20 protein-coding genes are annotated in these 18,429 nt (G+C 72.1%); 2 read left to right on the top strand and 18 right to left on the bottom strand.

Features of this window, described 5'->3' with window-relative positions; all coding sequences use genetic code 11:
* Nucleotides 1-6 precede the first annotated feature (6 nt).
* Nucleotides 7-525, bottom strand: a complete 519-nt coding sequence (locus tag ABZ808_RS26625) for a M23 family metallopeptidase (protein ID WP_357011619.1) — start codon at nt 523-525, stop codon at nt 7-9.
* A gap of 379 nt (nt 526-904) precedes the next feature.
* Between ABZ808_RS26625 and ABZ808_RS26620 the strand changes: the two genes are divergently transcribed.
* Nucleotides 905-2,032 (top strand): sulfite oxidase, encoded by a 1,128-nt coding sequence (locus ABZ808_RS26620; protein WP_357011549.1) that lies wholly within the window; start codon nt 905-907, stop codon nt 2,030-2,032.
* 57 nt (nt 2,033-2,089) lie between these two features.
* On the opposite strand, the gene ABZ808_RS26615 is transcribed toward ABZ808_RS26620, so the two are convergent.
* The 12 genes from ABZ808_RS26615 to proS form a co-directional block, all read right to left on the bottom strand.
* Nucleotides 2,090-2,413 carry a DUF2469 domain-containing protein gene (locus ABZ808_RS26615; RefSeq protein ID WP_007075222.1) on the bottom strand — a complete coding sequence of 108 codons (324 nt, stop codon included), beginning with the start codon at nt 2,411-2,413 and terminating at the stop codon, nt 2,090-2,092.
* The gene (locus ABZ808_RS26610; protein WP_357011547.1) at nt 2,410-3,222 is read right to left on the bottom strand and encodes a ribonuclease HII; all 813 of its coding nucleotides are present in this window, start codon (nt 3,220-3,222) and stop codon (nt 2,410-2,412) included. Before ABZ808_RS26610 ends, ABZ808_RS26615 begins: the two co-directional genes overlap by 4 nt.
* Nucleotides 3,216-3,695 (bottom strand): NUDIX domain-containing protein, encoded by a 480-nt coding sequence (locus tag ABZ808_RS26605; protein ID WP_357011545.1) that lies wholly within the window; start codon nt 3,693-3,695, stop codon nt 3,216-3,218. The genes ABZ808_RS26610 and ABZ808_RS26605 overlap by 7 nt, the downstream gene beginning before the upstream one ends.
* A gap of 48 nt (nt 3,696-3,743) precedes the next feature.
* On the bottom strand, nt 3,744-4,379 hold the full coding sequence (lepB, locus tag ABZ808_RS26600; protein ID WP_357011543.1) for a signal peptidase I: 636 nt from the start codon (nt 4,377-4,379) through the stop codon (nt 3,744-3,746).
* A 10-nt stretch (nt 4,380-4,389) separates the two neighbouring features.
* A complete protein-coding gene (lepB, locus tag ABZ808_RS26595; RefSeq protein WP_357011541.1) occupies nt 4,390-5,259 on the bottom strand; it encodes a signal peptidase I in 870 nt (289 codons plus the stop codon).
* Nucleotides 5,260-5,440: 181 nt separating this feature from the next.
* Nucleotides 5,441-5,797 (bottom strand): 50S ribosomal protein L19, encoded by a 357-nt coding sequence (rplS, locus tag ABZ808_RS26590; protein ID WP_238648843.1) that lies wholly within the window; start codon nt 5,795-5,797, stop codon nt 5,441-5,443.
* A 143-nt stretch (nt 5,798-5,940) separates the two neighbouring features.
* Nucleotides 5,941-6,714: a tRNA (guanosine(37)-N1)-methyltransferase TrmD gene (gene trmD / locus ABZ808_RS26585; RefSeq protein ID WP_357011539.1), complete on the bottom strand. Its 774-nt coding sequence runs from the start codon at nt 6,712-6,714 to the stop codon at nt 5,941-5,943.
* A 12-nt stretch (nt 6,715-6,726) separates the two neighbouring features.
* On the bottom strand, nt 6,727-7,284 hold the full coding sequence (gene rimM, locus ABZ808_RS26580) for a ribosome maturation factor RimM (protein ID WP_357011537.1): 558 nt from the start codon (nt 7,282-7,284) through the stop codon (nt 6,727-6,729).
* Nucleotides 7,284-7,544, bottom strand: a complete 261-nt coding sequence (locus ABZ808_RS26575) for an RNA-binding protein (protein ID WP_200212006.1) — start codon at nt 7,542-7,544, stop codon at nt 7,284-7,286. The genes rimM and ABZ808_RS26575 overlap by 1 nt, the downstream gene beginning before the upstream one ends.
* On the bottom strand, nt 7,519-8,043 hold the full coding sequence (gene rpsP / locus ABZ808_RS26570) for a 30S ribosomal protein S16 (RefSeq protein WP_357011535.1): 525 nt from the start codon (nt 8,041-8,043) through the stop codon (nt 7,519-7,521). Before rpsP ends, ABZ808_RS26575 begins: the two co-directional genes overlap by 26 nt.
* A gap of 241 nt (nt 8,044-8,284) precedes the next feature.
* Nucleotides 8,285-8,905: a DUF402 domain-containing protein gene (locus tag ABZ808_RS26565; RefSeq protein WP_357011533.1), complete on the bottom strand. Its 621-nt coding sequence runs from the start codon at nt 8,903-8,905 to the stop codon at nt 8,285-8,287.
* A 49-nt stretch (nt 8,906-8,954) separates the two neighbouring features.
* On the bottom strand, nt 8,955-10,361 hold the full coding sequence (gene proS / locus ABZ808_RS26560) for a proline--tRNA ligase (protein ID WP_357011531.1): 1,407 nt from the start codon (nt 10,359-10,361) through the stop codon (nt 8,955-8,957).
* Nucleotides 10,362-10,505: 144 nt separating this feature from the next.
* Between proS and ABZ808_RS26555 the strand changes: the two genes are divergently transcribed.
* Entirely contained in the window at nt 10,506-11,108 is a 603-nt protein-coding gene (locus ABZ808_RS26555; protein ID WP_357011529.1) for a TetR family transcriptional regulator, read from the top strand.
* Between the two features lie 134 nt (nt 11,109-11,242).
* On the opposite strand, the gene ABZ808_RS26550 is transcribed toward ABZ808_RS26555, so the two are convergent.
* The 5 genes from ABZ808_RS26550 to ABZ808_RS26530 form a co-directional block, all read right to left on the bottom strand.
* Nucleotides 11,243-12,322: an amidohydrolase family protein gene (locus tag ABZ808_RS26550; protein ID WP_357011527.1), complete on the bottom strand. Its 1,080-nt coding sequence runs from the start codon at nt 12,320-12,322 to the stop codon at nt 11,243-11,245.
* A gap of 113 nt (nt 12,323-12,435) precedes the next feature.
* Nucleotides 12,436-13,995: a signal recognition particle protein gene (gene ffh / locus ABZ808_RS26545; RefSeq protein ID WP_357011525.1), complete on the bottom strand. Its 1,560-nt coding sequence runs from the start codon at nt 13,993-13,995 to the stop codon at nt 12,436-12,438.
* A gap of 214 nt (nt 13,996-14,209) precedes the next feature.
* The gene (locus ABZ808_RS26540; RefSeq protein ID WP_357011523.1) at nt 14,210-16,483 is read right to left on the bottom strand and encodes a [protein-PII] uridylyltransferase; all 2,274 of its coding nucleotides are present in this window, start codon (nt 16,481-16,483) and stop codon (nt 14,210-14,212) included.
* Nucleotides 16,484-16,499: 16 nt separating this feature from the next.
* Nucleotides 16,500-16,838, bottom strand: coding sequence for a P-II family nitrogen regulator (locus ABZ808_RS26535; RefSeq protein WP_007456507.1), 339 nt, complete (start codon nt 16,836-16,838; stop codon nt 16,500-16,502).
* A gap of 25 nt (nt 16,839-16,863) precedes the next feature.
* A complete protein-coding gene (locus ABZ808_RS26530) occupies nt 16,864-18,276 on the bottom strand; it encodes an ammonium transporter (protein WP_357011521.1) in 1,413 nt (470 codons plus the stop codon).
* Nucleotides 18,277-18,429 lie beyond the last annotated feature (153 nt).

The raw sequence follows: 18,429 nt of genomic DNA, 5'->3' as shown, positions 1-18,429 counted from the left end.
CCCCGCTCACCCGTCGACCGGGAGCAGGCGCACCGGACCCAGGCCGAGCAGTGCCAGGGGGTCGAGGTACTCGTCGCCTCGCCGCAGCCCCCAGTGCAGGCAGGCGTCGGCCGGGCAGCCCGGATGGCCGGGCAGCAACTCGCCCAGCGGCGTGCCAGCGGTGACCGGCTGGCCGGGGCGTACCGCCGGTTGGACCGGCTCGTGGGTGGTCCGCAGCCCGCCGGCGTGGCCCACGGTGACCACCGGTCGGCCGGCCACCACGCCGGCGAAGAGCACGGTGCCCGCCCCGGCACTGCGGATCACCGCGCCGGGCAGGGCCGCGAGGTCGACGCCCCGGTGCCCGGCCAGCCAGGGTCGGGGTGGCGGGTCGAAGGGACGGACCGGGTGGGGCGGCCCGTCGACCGGCCACCGGAACCGCCCCGACCCGGGGTCGGCGGACGCCAGCACCCCGACCGGAACGGCCGGCATCGACCGCCCCGGCCCAGCGTCGGCGGACGCCAGCACCCCGACCGGAACGGCCGGCATCGACCGCCCCGGCCCGGCGTCGGCGGACGCCAGCACCGCGACCGGGACGGTCAGTGTCGGCGGGCTGCCGGGCACCGCCGCGAGCAGCACCGCCAAGCCGCTGAGCTGGACGGCCAGGGCGAGCGGAAACGCGGCGCAGAGCAGCACGGTGTGGTGGATCGCGCGGGTAGGCGGTGGCAGTCGCATGGCGGCAGCCTCGGGCCGGGCCGGGTTCGTCCGCCACCCCGCGAGACGAAGCTGTGGACAACCGACGGTCCTGTGGACGACCACCCGAAGCGACGAATGATCTGCTACACCAGCCCCAACCGGGCGAGCGTCCCGAAGGGCCTAGGCTGGGCCGGGTACGGCGGGGCGTCGCCGTACGGACCGGGGAGGCCGCATGACCACTGTCGATGACCGGACGCCGGCGGTGGCCGACGTGAGCGGGCCGTCCCGGCTCGCCGAGCCGGATGAGGCGATCAGCGCCGAGGAGTTGCAGCTCGCCACGCGCAACCACGGCATCCCGCTGGAGGCGCTGCGTTACGACGTCACGCCGGCCGGGTTGCACTACCTGCTGATCCACTACGACATCCCGGACGTGGACCCGGCGACACACGCGTTGACCGTCGGTGGCGCGGTCGACCGGCCGCTGACCGTCAGCCTGGCGGAGCTGCGCGAGCGGCCCCGGGTCACCCACCAGGTCGCCATGGAGTGCGCCGGCAACGGTCGGGCCCTGCTGCATCCCCGGCCGGTGAGCCAGCCCTGGCTGGTCGAGGCGGTCGGCAACGCCGAGTGGACCGGGACGCCGCTGGCGCCCCTGCTGCGCGAGGCGGGCCTCGGGCCGGATGCGGTCGACGTGGTCTTCACCGGCGCCGATCACGGGGTCGAGCGCGGGGTGGAGCAGGACTTCCAGCGGGCGCTGCCGGTCGCCGACGCGCTGCGCGAGGAGGTGCTGCTGGCGTACGAGATGAACGGCTCTCCCCTGCTGCCGCAGCACGGCGCGCCGCTACGGCTGATCGTGCCGGGTTGGTACGGCATGGCGCACGTGAAGTGGCTCCGCTCGATCGAGGTCCGGACCGAGCCGTTCGAGGGCTACCAGAACGCGGTGGCCTACCGGGTCCGCCGCGACGCCGACGACCCGGGCGTGCCGGTCACCCGGATCGAGCCTCGCGCGCTGGTCCGCCCGCCCGGTTTCCCCGACTTCATGTCGCGCCGTCGGGTGGTGCGGCCGGGACTGTGCACCGTGGACGGTCGGGCCTGGTCGGGGCACGCGCCGGTGGTGTCGGTGGAGGTGACCGTCGACGGCGGGGCGAGCTGGGTGCCGGCCGAGCTGGACCCGGCGGCGGGCGGGGACTTCGCCTGGCGGCGGTGGCGGCACGAGTGGACGGCGACGCCCGGCCGGTACGTGCTCAGCGCGCGGGCGACCGACGCGTCGGGGCGTACCCAGCCGGTCGAGCAGCCGTGGAACCGTGGCGGTTTCGCCAACAACCTGGTGCAGCGCGTCGAGGTCGTGGTGCCGGCCGAGTGACCGGCTACGGCTGCGCCACGGGTGGGGGCCTGTGGCGCGGCCGGAACCCCGGGCGGGTCAGCCCCCGAAGCCGGAGTCGGCCGGCAGCGAGATGTCGGGCTTCTCCAGCTCTTCGACGTTGACGTCCTTGAAAGTCATCACTCGGACGTTCTTCACGAAGCGGGCAGGACGGTACATGTCCCACACCCAGGCGTCGTGCATCTCGACCTCGAAGTAGACCTCGCCGTCGGAGTTACGCACGTGCAGGTCGACCTGGTTGGCCAGGTAGAACCGGCGTTCCGTCTCCACCACGTAGGAGAATTGGCGGACAATGTCGCGGTACTCCCGGTAGAGCTGCAGCTCCATCTCGGTCTCGTACTTTTCGAGATCTTCCGCGCTCATCGCACTCCGCCTTCCATGGCCACATCTTCCCCCACCGGCGCCGGAGGCCGAGGCTGCTCGCCCAACGCCACGCCGACGGTACCCCCTGACGCCCAGGAGCGCCCCATCGGCTCGTCCGAGGCCGGGCCGACGGGCCGCCGGGCGCGCGGCGGCCGGCCGTCGCGGCCGGAGACGGCGGCGACATTGACGTACGAGAACCGGTGCTCACGGCATGGTCCGTGCTCCCGCAGCGCCGCGCTGTGCTCCGGGGTGATGTAGCCCTTGTGCTCGGCGAAGCCGTACGCCGGGAACACCTCGTCCATCTCCACCATGATCCGGTCCCGGGTGACCTTGGCGAGCACGCTGGCCGCCGCCACACACGCCGCCACCCGGTCGCCCTTCCACACGGCCAGCCCCGGCACGCCCAGACCGTCCACGCCGAAGCCGTCGGTCAGCACGTAGTCGGGGCGGGTCGTGAGCAAGGCCAGCGCCCGGCGCATCGCCGCCAGGTTGCACACGTGCAGCCCTCGGGCGTCGACCTCCTCGGCCGGAATGATCACCACGGCGTACGCCAGGGCTCGGTCCACGACCTCGGCGTACACCCGCTCCCGGCTGGCCGGGGTGAGCAGCTTGGAATCGGCCAGTCCGTCGATCTCGCCGCGTCGCCCCTCGGGCAGCACCGCCGCGGCGGCCACCAGCGGGCCGGCGCAGGCCCCCCGCCCGGCCTCGTCGGCGCCGGCCACCTGCCGGAAGCCGCGCCGTTGCAGCGCCCGCTCCAGGGCGTAGAGGCCGGCCTCGCGGCGCACGACGGTACGCGGCGGGGTCAGCACGGCGTCTCCGCCCCGGAGGTGGAGGGCAGGACCCGGGTCAGCAACGCGGGCAGCTCGGAGGGGTAGAAGCGCTCGCCGCTGGCCGCGAGTTCGTCGGGAAGCCACCAGCGGTGATCGGAGATGCTGCGCTGCTCGATGTCGTCGAAGCCCGCGGTGTCCACCTGCCAGGACGGCACCCGGTGCAGGAAGAAGTCCTGCTGCTGGCGGTACCAGGTGCCGTCGAACGGGAACTCGGTCGTGTCGGACCAGACCGGCTCGCCCAGGTCTGCCGGGGCGAGCCGCAACCCGGTCTCCTCGGCCAACTCCCGGGCCGCGCCGGCCGCCGGGGACTCCTGTGGGGCCAACCCGCCGCCCGGGGTGAACCAGTAGCGGTGCCCGGGGCGGGCCGGGTCGAAGCCGTGAAAGAGCAGCACCCGGCCGGCCGCGTCGACGAGCAGCACGCGGGCCGCGCGTCGAGGGGTGTAGACGGTCACCGCCTCAGCCTGCCAGACGGGCGGCCGATCGCCCACGCCCGGTGCGGTCTACGGCTTGGGGATGCCGTCGTACTGGTCCGGCACCGTCAACCAGGTGGCCCGGTTGACCGGCCAGAACACGGTGAACGCCCGCCCGACCACGTCGTCCTCGGGGATGGTGGCCTCGGTGATGTCCTGCCCGGACTGCTGCCAGTGCTCCAGCGAGTCGCCCGAGGCCGAGCGGTGGTCGCCCATCACCCACAGCCGCCCCTCCGGCACGGTGATGTCGAACTCCTGGTCGGCCGGCTTGTCGCGGACCCCGTCGATCGAGAAAATGTACGGCTCGTCGAGCGCCTTGCCGTTGATGATCAGCCGTTCCTGCGGGTCGCAGCAGACCACGTGGTCGCCGCCGACGCCGATCACCCGCTTGATGAAGTCCTCACCGTCGGGGTTGCCGCTCCACGCGGTGGGGGCCTTGAACACGACAACCTCGCCGCGGTGCGGTGACCGGAAGTCGTAGACCAGCTTGTTGACCAGCACCCGGTCATCGATCTTGAGAGTGTTCTCCATGGACGGGGAGGGGATGAAGAAGGTCTGCAGCACGAAGGCGCGGACCAGCACCGCGACCAGGATCGCCACACCCAGCAGGATCGGCAGCTCCTTCCAGAAGGAGCTGCGGGGCTTGTCGGTCTGCTCGTCAATCACGCCAGGAAGCCTACGTTGCCCGACTGGACGTCATCGTCCGGAACGCGCGGGATCGCCCCAGCGCGGCCGCCAGCGGGAGGATCAGCAGCACACCGCCCTGCGGCGTAGGCCGGACCGGAGGCGCCCCGGTGGAGGCGGCGGAGGGCACGGACACGTCGTCGAAGGTCGACGGCACCGACAGCGCACTCCAACGGGAGGACGGCCAGACCACCATGAAGGCACGGCCGACGACGTTGTCGATCGGCACCGGGCCCTGGCAGCGCGCGTCCTGGGAGACCAGCCGGTGGTCACCCAGCACGAAGATCTGGCCGGGTGGTACGACCACCTCGTCGAAGCGCCGCGAGCGGCACTCCCCCGGGTTGGGTGGCAGATCCAGTGGGGAGTCCCGCAGCACGTACGGCTCGTTCAGCGGGGTGCCGTTGACGGTGACCCGGCCCTGGCTGTCGCAGCACGCGACCCGGTCGCCGGGCAGGCCGATGACGCGCTTGATGAAGTCCTTCTCGCCGGGGCGGCTCACCCCGACCAGGTCGCCGACCGTCCGGCTGATCTTTCCGACGACGCCCGGCGCCGGCTGCTCGTCGACCTGCGGCGCCCAGCGGTCGGTGCCCCGGAACACGACCACCTCGCCGCGCACCGGGTCACGCGTGTCGTAGACGACCTTGTTGACCAACACCCGGTCGCCGATCAGGAGGGTGTCCTCCATCGAGCCGGACGGGATGAAGAACGCCTGGAGCAGGAAGGTACGGATCAGCACCGCGAGGCAGAACGCGACGACCAGCAGCAGCGGAAGCTCCTGCCAGAGGGGCATCTGCCGGCGGCTGCGGCGGGCTCGCCGACGCCACGGATCGACGGCGCCGTCCTCGTCAAGCGTCTGCACCACGCCACTCCCCGGTCCGCAGAAACACCACCGCCCGGGAGCCTCGTCGAGGCTCCACGGGCGGTTGTGGACGGCTGCCCGCCACGTGGGCGGGGCCGCCGCCTGACTGCGCCCGTATGACCAGGGTAGTGCTGTCCGGTCGGTACGGCATACGCGCAGTTCAGGCGGCGTGGTGAGCGGGAAGTCAGCTGGGCTGCTTCTCCCGCTTCTCCTTGATCTTGGCCTTCTTGCCGCGCAGCTCGCGCAGGTAGTAGAGCTTGGCGCGACGCACGGCACCGCGGGTCACGATCTCGATCCGGTCGATGCCCGGGCCGTTGATCGGGTAGGTCCGCTCCACGCCGACACCGAAGCTGATCTTGCGGACCGAGAAGGTCTCGCGCAGACCGTCACCCTGGCGGCGGATCACGACGCCCTGGAAGATCTGGACACGGGACCGGTTGCCCTCGACGACGCGGGCGTGCACCTTGACGGTGTCACCGGCCCGGAAGTCGGGAAGGTCGGTCCGCTTCGACTGGGCGTCAAGGGCGTCCAGGATGTTCATCGCTGCGTCCTCGTAAGGCTCACGGCGCACCGTCACTCGGTGCGCGGGTGGGTGATTCTGATCCCCGGATGGTGGTCGGCGGGCCGACCCCGGTCGGTGATCCTCGTAGCCACCCGCGGGCGCGGACGGCTACGGCAACCCCCCTACTTTGCCACATCTCCTGGCGGGGGCTGAAATCCGGCCCGGTCCAGGGCCGCGATGTCCCGTTTGTCGAGACGATCGGCGGGCAGCGCGGCGAGCAGGTCCGGGCGCTGGGCGGCGGTCCGCAGCAGCCCCTCCTCGCGCCGCCAGCGCGCGATCTTGCCGTGGTCACCGGAGCGGAGGACCTCGGGCACGTCGTGCCCCCGCCAGCTCGGCGGCTTGGTGTAGATCGGCGCTTCCAGCAGCCCGTGGGCGTGCGACTCCTCATCCAGCGAGCCGGCGTTGCCCAGCACCCCGGGCAGCAGCCGGGTGACCGCCTCCAGCATCACCAGGACCGCGACCTCGCCACCGAAGAGCACGTAGTCGCCGAGCGAGACCTCGGTGACCGGCATGCGGGTCGCGGCGTGCGCCAACACCCGCTGGTCGATCCCCTCGTACCGGCCGCAGGCGAAGAGCAGGTGCGACTCGGCGGCCAACTCGTACGCCATGGCCTGGGTGAACGGGACACCGGCCGGCGACGGCACCAGCAGCCGGGGCTGCGGGGCCTCGGCCGGCGCGAGGGTGTCCAGCGCCTCACCCCACGGCTCGGGACGCATCACCATTCCCGGCCCGCCGCCGTAGGGGGTGTCGTCCACCGTGCGGTGCACGTCGTGGGTCCAGGTCCGCAGGTCGTGCACGGCGAGCTGGAGTACGCCGTTGGCGCGGGCCCGCCCGATCAGGGACAGGTCCAGCGGGGCGAAATACTCGGGGAAGATCGACACGACGTCGACGCGCATGCGGGGTGGCCTCTAGAGGTCGAGCAGGCCGGCTGGCGGGTCGACGATGACGCGTCCACCGGTCAGGTCGACCTCCGGCACGATCGCCAGGACGAACGGGATCAGCGCGGTACGCCCGTCGGGGCGCCGCAGCACCAGAAGGTCGGAGGACGGCGCGTGGTCGATGCGGACCACCTCGCCCAGCCGTTCACCGGCCGGAGTGACCGCCGCCAGCCCGACGAGCTGGTGGTCGTGGAACTCCTCCGGATCCTCCGGCGGGGCCACGTCGGCGCTGTCCACCACGAGCAGGGTGCCACGCAGCGCCTCGGCGCCGTCGCGGTCCAGGACGCCGTCGAACGCGACAAGCATCCGACCCTGGTGGAAGCGCGCGGCCTCGATGGTCAACTTGGCGGGAACCCGGAACGGCACCCCGAGCCCGTCCGCCGACTCGGTCGGGGGTGTCGCCCCCGGCTCAGTGTTCATAACTGTGCCGGGGGCGAACCGTGCTTCGGGCTCGTCGGTCCGCACTTCCACGGTGACCTCACCGCGGACGCCGTGCGGCTTGCCGATCCTTCCGACGACGAGCTGCATCAGTACGAGTCGACGATGTCGACGCGTACCCCGCGCCCGCCGATGGAGCCGATCACCTGGCGCAGCGCCTTGGCGGTCCGGCCGGACCGCCCGATCACCGTGCCGAGGTCCTCGGGGTGGACGCGGACTTCGAGCCGCTTGCCCCGACGGGAATCGACCATCCGCACCCGGACGTCGTCCGGGTGCTCGACGATGCCCTTGACCAGGTGCTCCAACGCCGGACGCAGAGGCATGTCAGGCCTGCTCACCGGCGTCGGCAGTGGCAGCCGGGGCCTCGGCCGGAGCCTCGGTCGCCGGAGCCTCGGTTGCCGGAGCCTCGGTTGCCGGAGCCTCGGCAGCAGCCGGAGCCTCGGCCTTCGGGGCCTCAGCAGCCTTGGCGGCCTTCTTGGCCGGCTTGGCCGGGGTCTCCGGGGCCAGCCCGGCGGCGGCCTTGGCCTCAGCCTCGTACGCCGCCTTGCGGTCGGCCTTCTCGGGGGCGACCAGGAGCGGCGGCGGGGCCGGCAGACCCTTGTACTTCTGCCAGTCACCGGTCAGCTCCAGCAGCCGCTGCACCGCCTCGCTCGGCTGGGCGCCGACGGACAGCCAGTACTGGACCCGCTCCGACTTGACCTCGATGATCGAAGGGTCTTCCTTGGGCTGGTAAACCCCGACGAACTCGATCGCCCGACCGTCACGCTTGGTGCGCGAGTCGGCGACGACGATGCGGTACTGCGGGTTGCGGATCTTGCCCATCCGCAGGAGCCGGATCTTTACGGCCACAGTTGTTTCGCTCCTGTTGCGATCTCACCAGCCCGTACGGGCGGTGTGCATGGGTGAGCGCCGACCGGACCCGTGGGGTTGGGCCGGAGACTACTCGGTGGACTAGCGACGTGCCCGGGTTAGAGGGCGCCGGACGCGCGCCGGATACCAGCGACCTATTCTGCCAGATCCGTCGCCGATCTCTCACACCGGACCCGGACACACCGCCCCGGGTCGCCCGACCGGTGACCAGGAACACCACTCAGCGCACCGGCGGGCGATCCCACCCCGGCGGAAGTTCGTCCGGTACGCCCCAGTCTGGCGGGGGTTCGAAGTCGCACCAGGTGCCGTCGAACGGGAACGCGCCAGCCTCGGCGAGCGCGATCACCCGTTCCCCCTCGGCGCGGACCGCCTTCTCGTCGCGTACCCAGTAGTCGTCGCCGAAGGCGAGCCGCTCGACGAACTCGTCCTCGTCCTTCCACTCCCAGCTGAGGTCCGGGCGCACCACCACGTCGAGGTCCTGGTCCACCACGTCGACGCCGGCCACCGAGCCGTCGTCCCAGCGCACGCCGGGCTCCTCCAGGTTGACGTACCAGTTGACGAACCGGCCGTGGGTGTCCCGGAACCACCAGACGGAGTGCGCCGCCCCGGTGGGCAGGAACTTCAGCAGCGGCGGGCCGTTCCAGCGGCCGTGCGCCAACCGGTACGTCGACGAGATCCACTGGGCGAACGGCACCGCCCGCATGTTGAGCCCCGCCTCGGTGACCTCGTGGGCCACCGGGGAGTCCCGGGCGATCCAGACCAGCAGGCCCCGCTCGTCGTCGCTGACCACCCGGCCCGGCCGGACCCATCCGATCCGGCCGTGCCGCACGTTGCGATGCATGATCAGCCGGCCCGGCGCGAACCGGTCGGCTGGGCCGCCCGGGCGCACCTCAGTAGGCGCGGGCGAGGATCGCGACCAGGTCGGGCTCGTCCTCCGAGTCCGGTACCGAGCCGTCGGCGCGCACCAGACAGCGCACCGTGACGCCCTGCCCGTTGGCCTCGGCCTCGCCGGCCACACCGACCGCCGACCACGGCACCCGGGCCCAGCCGTTCGCGGCGGCCTCGATCGCCTCGGCCAGAGTGGCCACCTCGACGGTGCGCGACTCGCGGTTGGCCAGCGCCTGGTCGTGCAGCACCTGCTGGTCGGCCTCCAGCGCGGCCAGCACCGCGCCGACCACATCGGCCACCGGCGTCGGCGACTTCGACCCGTCGGTACGGCGCACCACCGTCGCGTTGCCCACCGCCAGGTCACGAGGGCCGACCTCGACGCGTACCGGATAGCCCCGCAGCTCGGCGTCGACGGCCCGGCGGCCGAACGCGGTGTCGGTCCGGTCGTCGAGCGCGACCCGGACACCGGCGTCGCGCAGGGCGTCGCGCAGCTTGGCCGCCGCCTCGCCGACACCCTCGCCATCCTTGACGATCATGACGTACGCCTGGATCGGGGCCAGCCTCGGAGGCACCCGCAGACCGTTGTCGTCGCCGTGGGCCATGATCAGGCCGCCGAGCATCCGCGTCGACGTGCCCCACGAGGTCGTCCAGACGTGCTCGCGGCCACCCTCCTTGGCGGAGTAGCTGATGTCGAACGCCTTGGCGAAGTTCTGGCCCAGCTCGTGGCTGGTGCCCAACTGAAGCGCCTTGCCGTCGCCCATCATGCCTTCGCAGGTGTACGTCGCCGTCGCGCCGGCAAACCGCTCCCGGGTGGTCTTCAGACCCACCACCACCGGGATGGCGAGCACGTTGACCATCAGGTCCTCGTACGCCTCGTGCAGGATCCGCCGCGCGTACGCCCGAGCGTCCTCGCGGGTGGCGTGCGCGGTGTGCCCCTCCTGCCACAGGAACTCGCTGGTACGCAGGAAGATCCGCGGGCGCAGCTCCCACCGGACCACGTTCGCCCACTGGTTGAGCAGCAGCGGCAGGTCCCGGTACGAGTCGATCCACTTGGCCATGAACTCGCCGATCACCGTCTCGCTGGTGGGGCGCACCACCACCGGCTCGGCGAGCTGCTTGCCGCCACCGTGGGTGACCACGGCCAGCTCCGGCGAGAAGCCCTCGACGTGCTCGGCCTCACGCTTGAGGTAGCTCTCGGGGATGAAGAGCGGGAAGTACGCGTTCTCCGCGCCGGCCGCCTTGATCCGGGCGTCCATCTCGGCCTGCATACGCTCCCAGATGGCGTAGCCGGCCGGTCGGATGACCATGGTGCCCCGAACCGGGCCGTTGTCGGCCAGCTTCGCCTTGGCGATCAGGTCCTGGTACCAGCGGGGGAAGTCCTCCGCACGGGGAGTGAGCACGCGTGCCATGACCACAGATCCTATGCGCCGTGCGGGGCACCACCGCGCCCGGGAGGCACTCCGCCGCGCCGATCAGCGCCGCGCGCCCGCCCGCCACCGCCGCGACGGCGGCCCTGGGCTGATGGGAGGGCGCGATCGTAGACTTCGATCACCATGACTGAATCGACGCACCCGCCGCGGCAGCGACTGCGGGACACGATCGTGGACGCGGCCCGCTCGCGGACCATCGCCTCCGGCTGGGACGCGGTACGGATGGGCGGCGTGGCCACCGCGGCCGGGGTGAGCCGGCAGACCGTCTACAACGAGTTCGGCAGCAAGGCCGGGCTGGCCGAGGCGCTCGCCCGGCGTGAGGTGGACCGGTTCGTCGGCGATGTGCGGGCCGCGCTGGTGGCGCACGGCTCCGACGTCCAGGCCGGCGCGTACGCGGCGATCGCGCACACCCTCGCCACGGCGGCGGACAACCCGCTGGTCAAGGCGATCCTGACCAGTGCCCGGGGCGGCTCGGACGAGCTGCTGCCCTACCTGACCACCCGGGCCGAGGTGGTGCTCAGCGAGGCGTCCGGCGCGCTGATCGAGTGGGCCGACGTCCAACTGCCCGGCGCGGACCGGGCGGCGCTGACCTTCGCCGCCGACACGATCGTCCGGCTCGTGGTGAGCCACATCGTGCTTCCCCGCTCCCCGATCGACCAGACCGCCTCGGCCCTGACCGACCTGGCCGTACGCCTCTTCAGCGCCGCGATCCGCCCGACCCGCTGACCGACGCCCCGCCCGCGTCCGCGCGCCCCAAGATCGCGCTTCTTCGTGGATGTAGTGGCATCCCAACAACAGCGAAGCCACTACATCCAGGATCGAGCACGATCTTGCGGTGGTGGGCGCGCGTCCGCGTGGCGTCAGCGGATGACGCGTCCGCGCAGGATCGTGCGGGACGGTGCCCGGACGACGCGCAGGTCGCGGCGGGGGTCCTCGGGGTAGACGGTCAGGTCGGCGAGGCCGCCCTCGACCAGGCCGGGGAAGCCGAGCCACTCCCGGGCGCCCCAGGAGGCGGCGGCGAGCACATCGGTCGCCGACATTCCGGCCTGCTCGTGCAGCAGCAGCATCTCCTCTGCGGCGAGCCCGTGGTCGATGCCGCCGCCGGCGTCGGTGCCCACGTAGATCGGCACGCCCGCCTCGTGTGCCGCCCGCACCACCTCGGGAAAGCGGTCGCGCAACGCGAGCATGTGCTCGGCGTACCGGGGGAACTTGGCCTGCGCCTGTTCGGCGATGCCCCCGAAGGTGGCAATGTTGATCATCGTCGGGACCAGGGCGGTGCCCTGGCGGGCCATCTCGTCGATCAGGTCGAGGCTCAGCCCGGTGCCGTGCTCGACCGAGTCCACCCCGGCCCGCACCATGATCTCCACAGCGGACTCGGAGAAGGTGTGCACCGCGGCGCGTACCCCGGCGTCGTGCGCGGCCCGCACGGCGGCGGTGAGGGCGTCGGCGTCCCAGGCCGGCGCCAGGTCACCCACGCCACGGTCGATCCAGTCGCCGACCAGCTTGACCCAGCCGTTGCCGGCCCGCGCCTGCGCGGCCACCGTCGCGGCCACCTCGGCCGCGCCGACCTCCACGCCGATGTCGCGCAGGTAGCGCTTGGGGGGCGCGACGTGCCGGCCCGCGCGGGCCAGTCGCGGCAGGTCCGGCTCGTCGTCCAACTCGGCGTACGGGTACGGCGAACCGGCGTCGCGGATCGCCAGCACGCCGGCGTCCCGGTCGGTACGGGCCAGTGTGCGGGCCTGGTCGAGGGAGGTGATCGGGGTGCCGCCACGGGCGATGCCGAGGTGACAGTGCGCGTCGACCAGGCCCGGCAGGACGAAGCCGCCGTCGACGACCGTCTCTGCCCCCGGCACCGGGGTGAAGGTCACCCGGTCGTCGACCAGCCAGAGATCGCGAACCTCGTCGTCGGGGAGCAGGACACCGCGCACATGGAGAGCCATGTGCACAGTCCTACCCGATCACTCGCCGTCGGGGGCGAGCAGGTCGTTCTTGCGCAAGGTCAGGGCCGGCAGATCCACGGAGACCAGCAACGTCGCGCCGTCACCGACACGCGTCAGCGTGGGCCCTTGTCGCCACCCTTGCCGAGCTTGTTGAAGTCGATCTTCGGCAGCTTGAAACCGGGCGGCAGGCCCTGGCCACCAGCGAGATCGTTCGGGTCCATCCCCGGCGGGAGCTGCGGCATGCCACCCGGGAAGCCGCCCGGCATCCCGGCGCCGGCCCCGGTGCGCGGACGACCGCCGCCCTTCGTGCCCTTGCGCTTGTTCTTCGGCGACTTGGTCGCCTTGCGCCGGCCGCCGCCGGGCAGGCCCATCATGCCGCCCATCTGCTTCATCATCTTCTGCGCGTCGGCGAAGCGGTTGAGCAGCTGGTTGACGTCCATCACGGTGACCCCGGAGCCGTTGGCGATGCGCGCCCGGCGGGAGCCGTTGATGATCTTCGGGTTGGTCCGCTCGCCCGGGGTCATCGACCGGATGATCGCGGTGACCCGGTCGAAGTGGCTGTCGTCCAGCTCGGCGAGCTGGTCCTTCATCTGCCCCATGCCCGGCATCATGGCCAGCACGTTGGCGATCGGCCCCATCCGCCGCACCGCGATGAGCTGGTCGAGGAAGTCGTCCAGGGTGAACTGCTCACCGCCCATCAGCTTGGCGGTCATCTTCTCCTTCTGATCGGAGTCGAAGGCCTGCTCGGCCTGCTCGATCAGAGTGAGGACGTCGCCCATGCCAAGGATCCGGCTGGCCATCCGGTCGGGGTGGAAGACGTCGAAGTCCTCCAACTTCTCGCCGGTGGAGGCGAAGAGGATCGGCTGCCCGGTGACCTCGCGCACGGACAGCGCGGCACCACCACGGGCGTCACCGTCGAGCTTGGACAGCACCACGCCGGTGATGCCGACGCCGTCGCGGAAGGCCTCGGCGGTGCGGACGGCATCCTGACCGACCATCGCGTCGATGACGAAGATGACCTCGTCCGGCTGGACCGCGTCACGGATGTCGGCGGCCTGCTGCATCATCTCGGCGTCGATGCCGAGTCGGCCGGCGGTGTCGACGATGACGATGTCGCGGGCCGCCCGCTTCGCGTGCTCGATCGAGGCGCGGGCCACCTGCACGGGGTCACCGGTGCCGTTGCCGGGCTCCGGGGCGTACACCTCGACGCCGGCCCGGCCACCGAGCACCTGGAGCTGCCCGACGGCGTTGGGACGCTGGAGGTCGGCGGCGACGAGCAGCGGCTGGTGCCCCTGGCTCTTGAGCCAGCGGGCCAGCTTGCCGGCCAGGGTGGTCTTACCGGAACCCTGGAGGCCGGCCAGCATGATCACCGTCGGTGGCTGCTTGGCGAACTGGAGCCGTCGCCCCTCGCCGCCGAGCACGTTGATCAGCTCTTCGTTGACGATCTTGATGATCTGCTGGGCCGGGTTCAGCGCCTGGGAGACCTCGGAGCTGCGGGCACGCTCCTTGACGGCCGCGATGAAACCCTTGACCACCGGCAGCGCGACGTCCGCCTCCAGCAGCGCGAGGCGGATCTCGCGGGCGGTGGCGTCGATGTCGGCGTCGGTGAGCCGCCCCTTGCCGCGGAGCTTGGTGAAGATCCCGGACAGGCGGTCACTCAAGGTGTCAAACACGCGAACATCCCGTTTGTCAGTGTTTCGGCGGGCACAACCCGGCCGGCACTGCGGAGTCCGGCCACCGCTAGGGTAACCGGCCCACCGCAGGGCCGCTGTCGCCCGGCCCGGCCCGCGTTTCGGGCCGCAACCCAGAGATCAGACCCAACGGGTACGCGAGGATGACGACCTGGCCCACTACCGGGCTCCCAGTTGCCCAACGGGCGTGCGGGAGCTAGACGGCGGCCAGGACCGCGGCCTCCAGGCGGGCGCGAGTGGCGTCGTCCGGCCAGCCGCCGACCAGGTAGAAGGCGTCCACGACGTCGGCGCCGAGGGTGGAGATGCGGGCGGCGCGGACCAGGGCGCCCGCCTCGTCGAGCGCGCAGGTGACCCGGTAGAGCAGCCCGGCGGCGTCGGCCGCGCGGAGTTCGAGCAGCACGGCGTCGGTGGCCGCCTCGCGGTGCCAGACGACCCGGGGCGCCGCGCCGCCGCCCCGGGCGGTGAGCGCACGGCTGCGCAGCCGCTGGGTGACCGACACGTCGCCGGCGACCGCTCGGCGAAGGTCGGCGCGCAGCGGGACCGGATCGGCCGGCAGTCCGTACCGGGGTTGCACCCGGCACTCGACAAGGGCCCGGCCGTCGACCACGGAGGCGTCCGCGGAGATCACTTCCAGCCGGTGCAGGGCCAGGCAACCGGCCACCGTGGCGAGCAGGCCACGCCGGTCGGCCGCGGCCACCGCCACGCGGTCACCGGTCAGGTGTACGACCGGCAGCGGCCCGGCCAGCAGCGCCGGGTCCGGGGCGGGCGGTTCGGGCAGCACACCGGTGTCCAGTGCGGTGCGGACCCGGGCGACCAGTTCGGCGACCAGCCTGCCCTTCCAGTCCGACCAGGCGGCCGGGCCGGTGGCCGCCGCGTCCGCGCGGACCAGCGCGTGCAGCAGGTCGAGTGTGCCGGTGTCGCCCACCGCCGCGACCACCGACGCGATGGTGACCGGGTCGGCGAGGTCCCGGCGGGTGGCCACGTCGGGCAGCAGCAGATGCAGCCGGACCATCCTGCCGATCAGCTCGACCTCCGGGGCGGGCAGACCGATCCTGGTCGCCACCGCCTCGGCGAGCGGCACGCCGACGGTGCTGTGATCGCCGGGTAGGCCCTTGCCGATGTCGTGCAGCAGGGCGCCCAGCAGCAGCAGGTCGGGGCGCTCCACCTCGCGGGCGTGGCGGCTGGCCTCGTGGGCGGTCTGCACGAGGTGCCGGTCGAGGGTGTAGCGGTGCACCGGGTTGTGCTGGGGCAGGCTGCGCAAGCGGGTCCACTCGGGCAGCCAGCCGTCGACCAACCCGTACCGGTCGCAGGTCTCCCAGGCCGGCACCAGGCCGGGGCCGGCGCCGAGCAGGGTGGTCAGCGCGGCCCGGGCCTCGGCCGGCCACGGCGCGGGCAACGGCGGGCAGTACGCGGCCAGCCACTCGCAGGTCGCCCGGGCGATCGGCAGCCGGGTCGCGGCCGCCGCGGCGGCCACCCGCAGTGACAGGCTCGGGTCGGGGCGTGCGCCGATCGCCGTGCGGGCCAGCACCAACTCGCCGTCGTGCTCGACCACGTCGCGGGCCACCGGGCGGCGGACGGGCCGACCGTTCCCGCTTCGGGACCGGCCGGAGCGCAGCCGGTCGGCGGCACGGAACGCGTCGTCCAGGGCGTGACTGACCGTGCGGGCGTCCCCGGCGACGCGCCGCAGGAGGGCGTCGCCGTCGTCGAGTGCGAGAAGTGCGGCAACGCCGTCGCGTTCCTGGGCGACCAGCCGGTCGACCCGGCGGCCGACCTGCTGGTGCAGGGCGTCCCGGGTGTCCAGCAGGCGCAGGTGGGCGGCGCGTACGGCCGGGCGCAGCGCGTCGGTGATGCCGGCGGCCGAGATGGCCCGCAGCAGCCCCACGTCGCGCAGACCCCCGGCGGCCTCCTTGAGGTCACCCTCAAGGAGGAAGGCCAACTCGCCGTGGGCCTGCCAGCGGGCGGCGGTGACCTCCCGCAGGCCCGCCAGTTGGCGGACGGCGGTGCGCCGCCAGTGGTCGGCGGCGGTGCGGATCAGCGCGTCGGCCAGCGTCGGGTCGCCGGCCACCAGCCGGGCGTCGAGCAGCCCGAGGGCGACCTTGACGTCGTCCTGGGCCACCGAGAGAGCTTCGGAGACGGTACGCACCGAGTGGTCCAGCCGCAGGCCGGCGTCCCAGATCGGGTACCAGACCGAGGCGGCCAACTCGTCCGTGCCGGGCACACCGGCGTGCAGCAGAACCAGGTCGAGGTCGCCGAACGGGGCGCACTGCCGCCGGCCCAGCCCACCCACGGCGATCAACGCGACCCCCTCCCGCGCGGGCAGCAACCCGCGCAGGAAGTCGTCGTAGGCCGCTGCCCGCGCCTGCCGCGCCGGCTCGCCGATTCCCCCCGGCACGCCGACGACCTCGTTGATCAAGAGGTTCGCGTCGCCGGTGTGCCCTGCTGACGCGTTCCCCTTGATCAACGAGGTCATGTCGGTCGCTTCCGGATCAGAGGGCGTCGAGGCCGCGCTCGCCGGTACGCACCCGGACGACCTCCTCGACACCGGTGACCCAGACCTTGCCATCGCCGATCTTGCCCGTACGGGCCGCCCCGACGATCGCGTCCACGATCTTTTCCACGTCGATCTCGTCGGTGAGCACCTCGACCCGGATCTTGGGCAGGAACTCGACCGTGTACTCGGCACCCCGGTAGACCTCGGTGTGCCCCTTCTGCCGTCCGTACCCCTGCACCTCGCTGACGGTCAGCCCGGCCACCCCGAGGGCGTGCAGAGCTTCCTTCACCGCGTCCAGTTGGTACGGCTTGATGACCGCGGTCACCAGCTTCATGTCCAACCCCTCCATCCCAGGAACGTTAACCGGCGACCTTCGCGCTGACCGGCTCGGCGGAGTCCGCCTCCGGCGTGGCACCGCTCGTCGCGCCGCCACCAGGGGTACCGATGCCGGCCATCGCGAACGCGCTGCCCGTGCCGCCACCGCTCGGAGACAGGTCGTAACCGCTCTCGGCGTGCTCGGCGATGTCGATGCCGTCGACCTCGGCCTCACCCGTGACGCGGAAGCCGATCGTCTTCTCGATGGCGAAGGCCAGCACCCAGGCGACGGCGAACGACCAGACGGTGACGATCAGACCGGCGAGGGCCTGCCGTCCGAGCTGGGTCACGCCGCCGCCGTAGAACAGGCCGTCGGAGGCACCCACCACGTCGGTGATCGCGGAGTTGACCGAGTTGGTGGCGAACAGGCCCAGCCAGAGCGAGCCGATCCAGCCGCCGACGAAGTGCACGCCGACCACGTCGAGGGAGTCGTCGTAGCCGAGCTTGTACTTGAGGCTGACGGCGACCGCGCACACCGCTCCGGCGACGATGCCGAGCAGGACGGCCGCCCAGGGGGCGATGAAACCACAGGCCGGGGTGATGGCGACCAGGCCGGCCACCGCACCCGAGGAGGCACCGACCATGGTCGGCTTCCGGTCCTTGATCCACTCGACCACGATCCAGCCGAGCACCGCCGCCGCCGTGGCGAGCTGGGTGTTGATGAAGGCGAGCGCGGCGACCGAGTCGACGGTCAGCTCGGAGCCGGCGTTGAACCCGAACCACCCGAACCACAGCAGACCCGCGCCGAGCGCGACCAGCGGGATGTTGTGCGGCTTCATGCCCTCACGCGGCCAGCCGAGCCGCTTGCCGAGCACCAGCGCCACGGCCAGGGCTGCCGCACCGGCGTTGATGTGCACCGCGGTGCCACCCGCGAAGTCCAGCGCGTGGATGTCACCGCCGATGATCCCGCCGCCCCACACCCAGTGGGCGACCGGGAAGTAGACCAGGGTGGCCCAGCCGAAGGCGAACAGCAGCCAGCCGGCGAACTTGGCCCGGTCGGCGATGGCACCGCTGATCAGCGCGACGGTGATCACCGCGAAGACCATCTGGAAGGCCATGAACACGTAGAGCGGAACCCCGATGCCGCTGGGGTTGTCGGCCGTGGCACCCCACAGGTCGGTCTCGGCGAGGAAGGTCTTGGTGCCGAGGTACGCGCTCGGGTCGCCCCAGAAACCGTTCACGTCGGCCCCGAAGGCGACGCTGAAACCGTAGAACCACCACAGAATAGAGATGAGCCCGATGGCGGAGAAGCTCATCATCATCATGTTGAGTACGCCCTTGGCCCGGTTGAGGCCGCCATAGAACAGCGCCAGTCCGGGGGTCATGAGCAGCACGAGCGCGGTCGAAACCAGCAGCCAAACAGTATTGGCGCCGTCGATCGTCGGTGCTTCAGGCACGCTGGCCTCCTAAAGGGTGAAGTCCTCCTTCGCGGCTTTCCGGGGCAGCGTCGCCCGTAGGCCGGTTGCGCGGAAGCTTCGCGGCCGGCTGTTTCGCCCAAGGTCCCGTGCGGGTTTCCGTTTCGTGACGGGTTGTTTCGTACGTGTCACGAA

Source organism: Micromonospora sp. NPDC047527 (assembly GCF_040643015.1).
GTDB lineage: Bacteria > Actinomycetota > Actinomycetes > Mycobacteriales > Micromonosporaceae > Micromonospora.
This window is presented reverse-complemented; position numbering and strand designations above follow the sequence as displayed.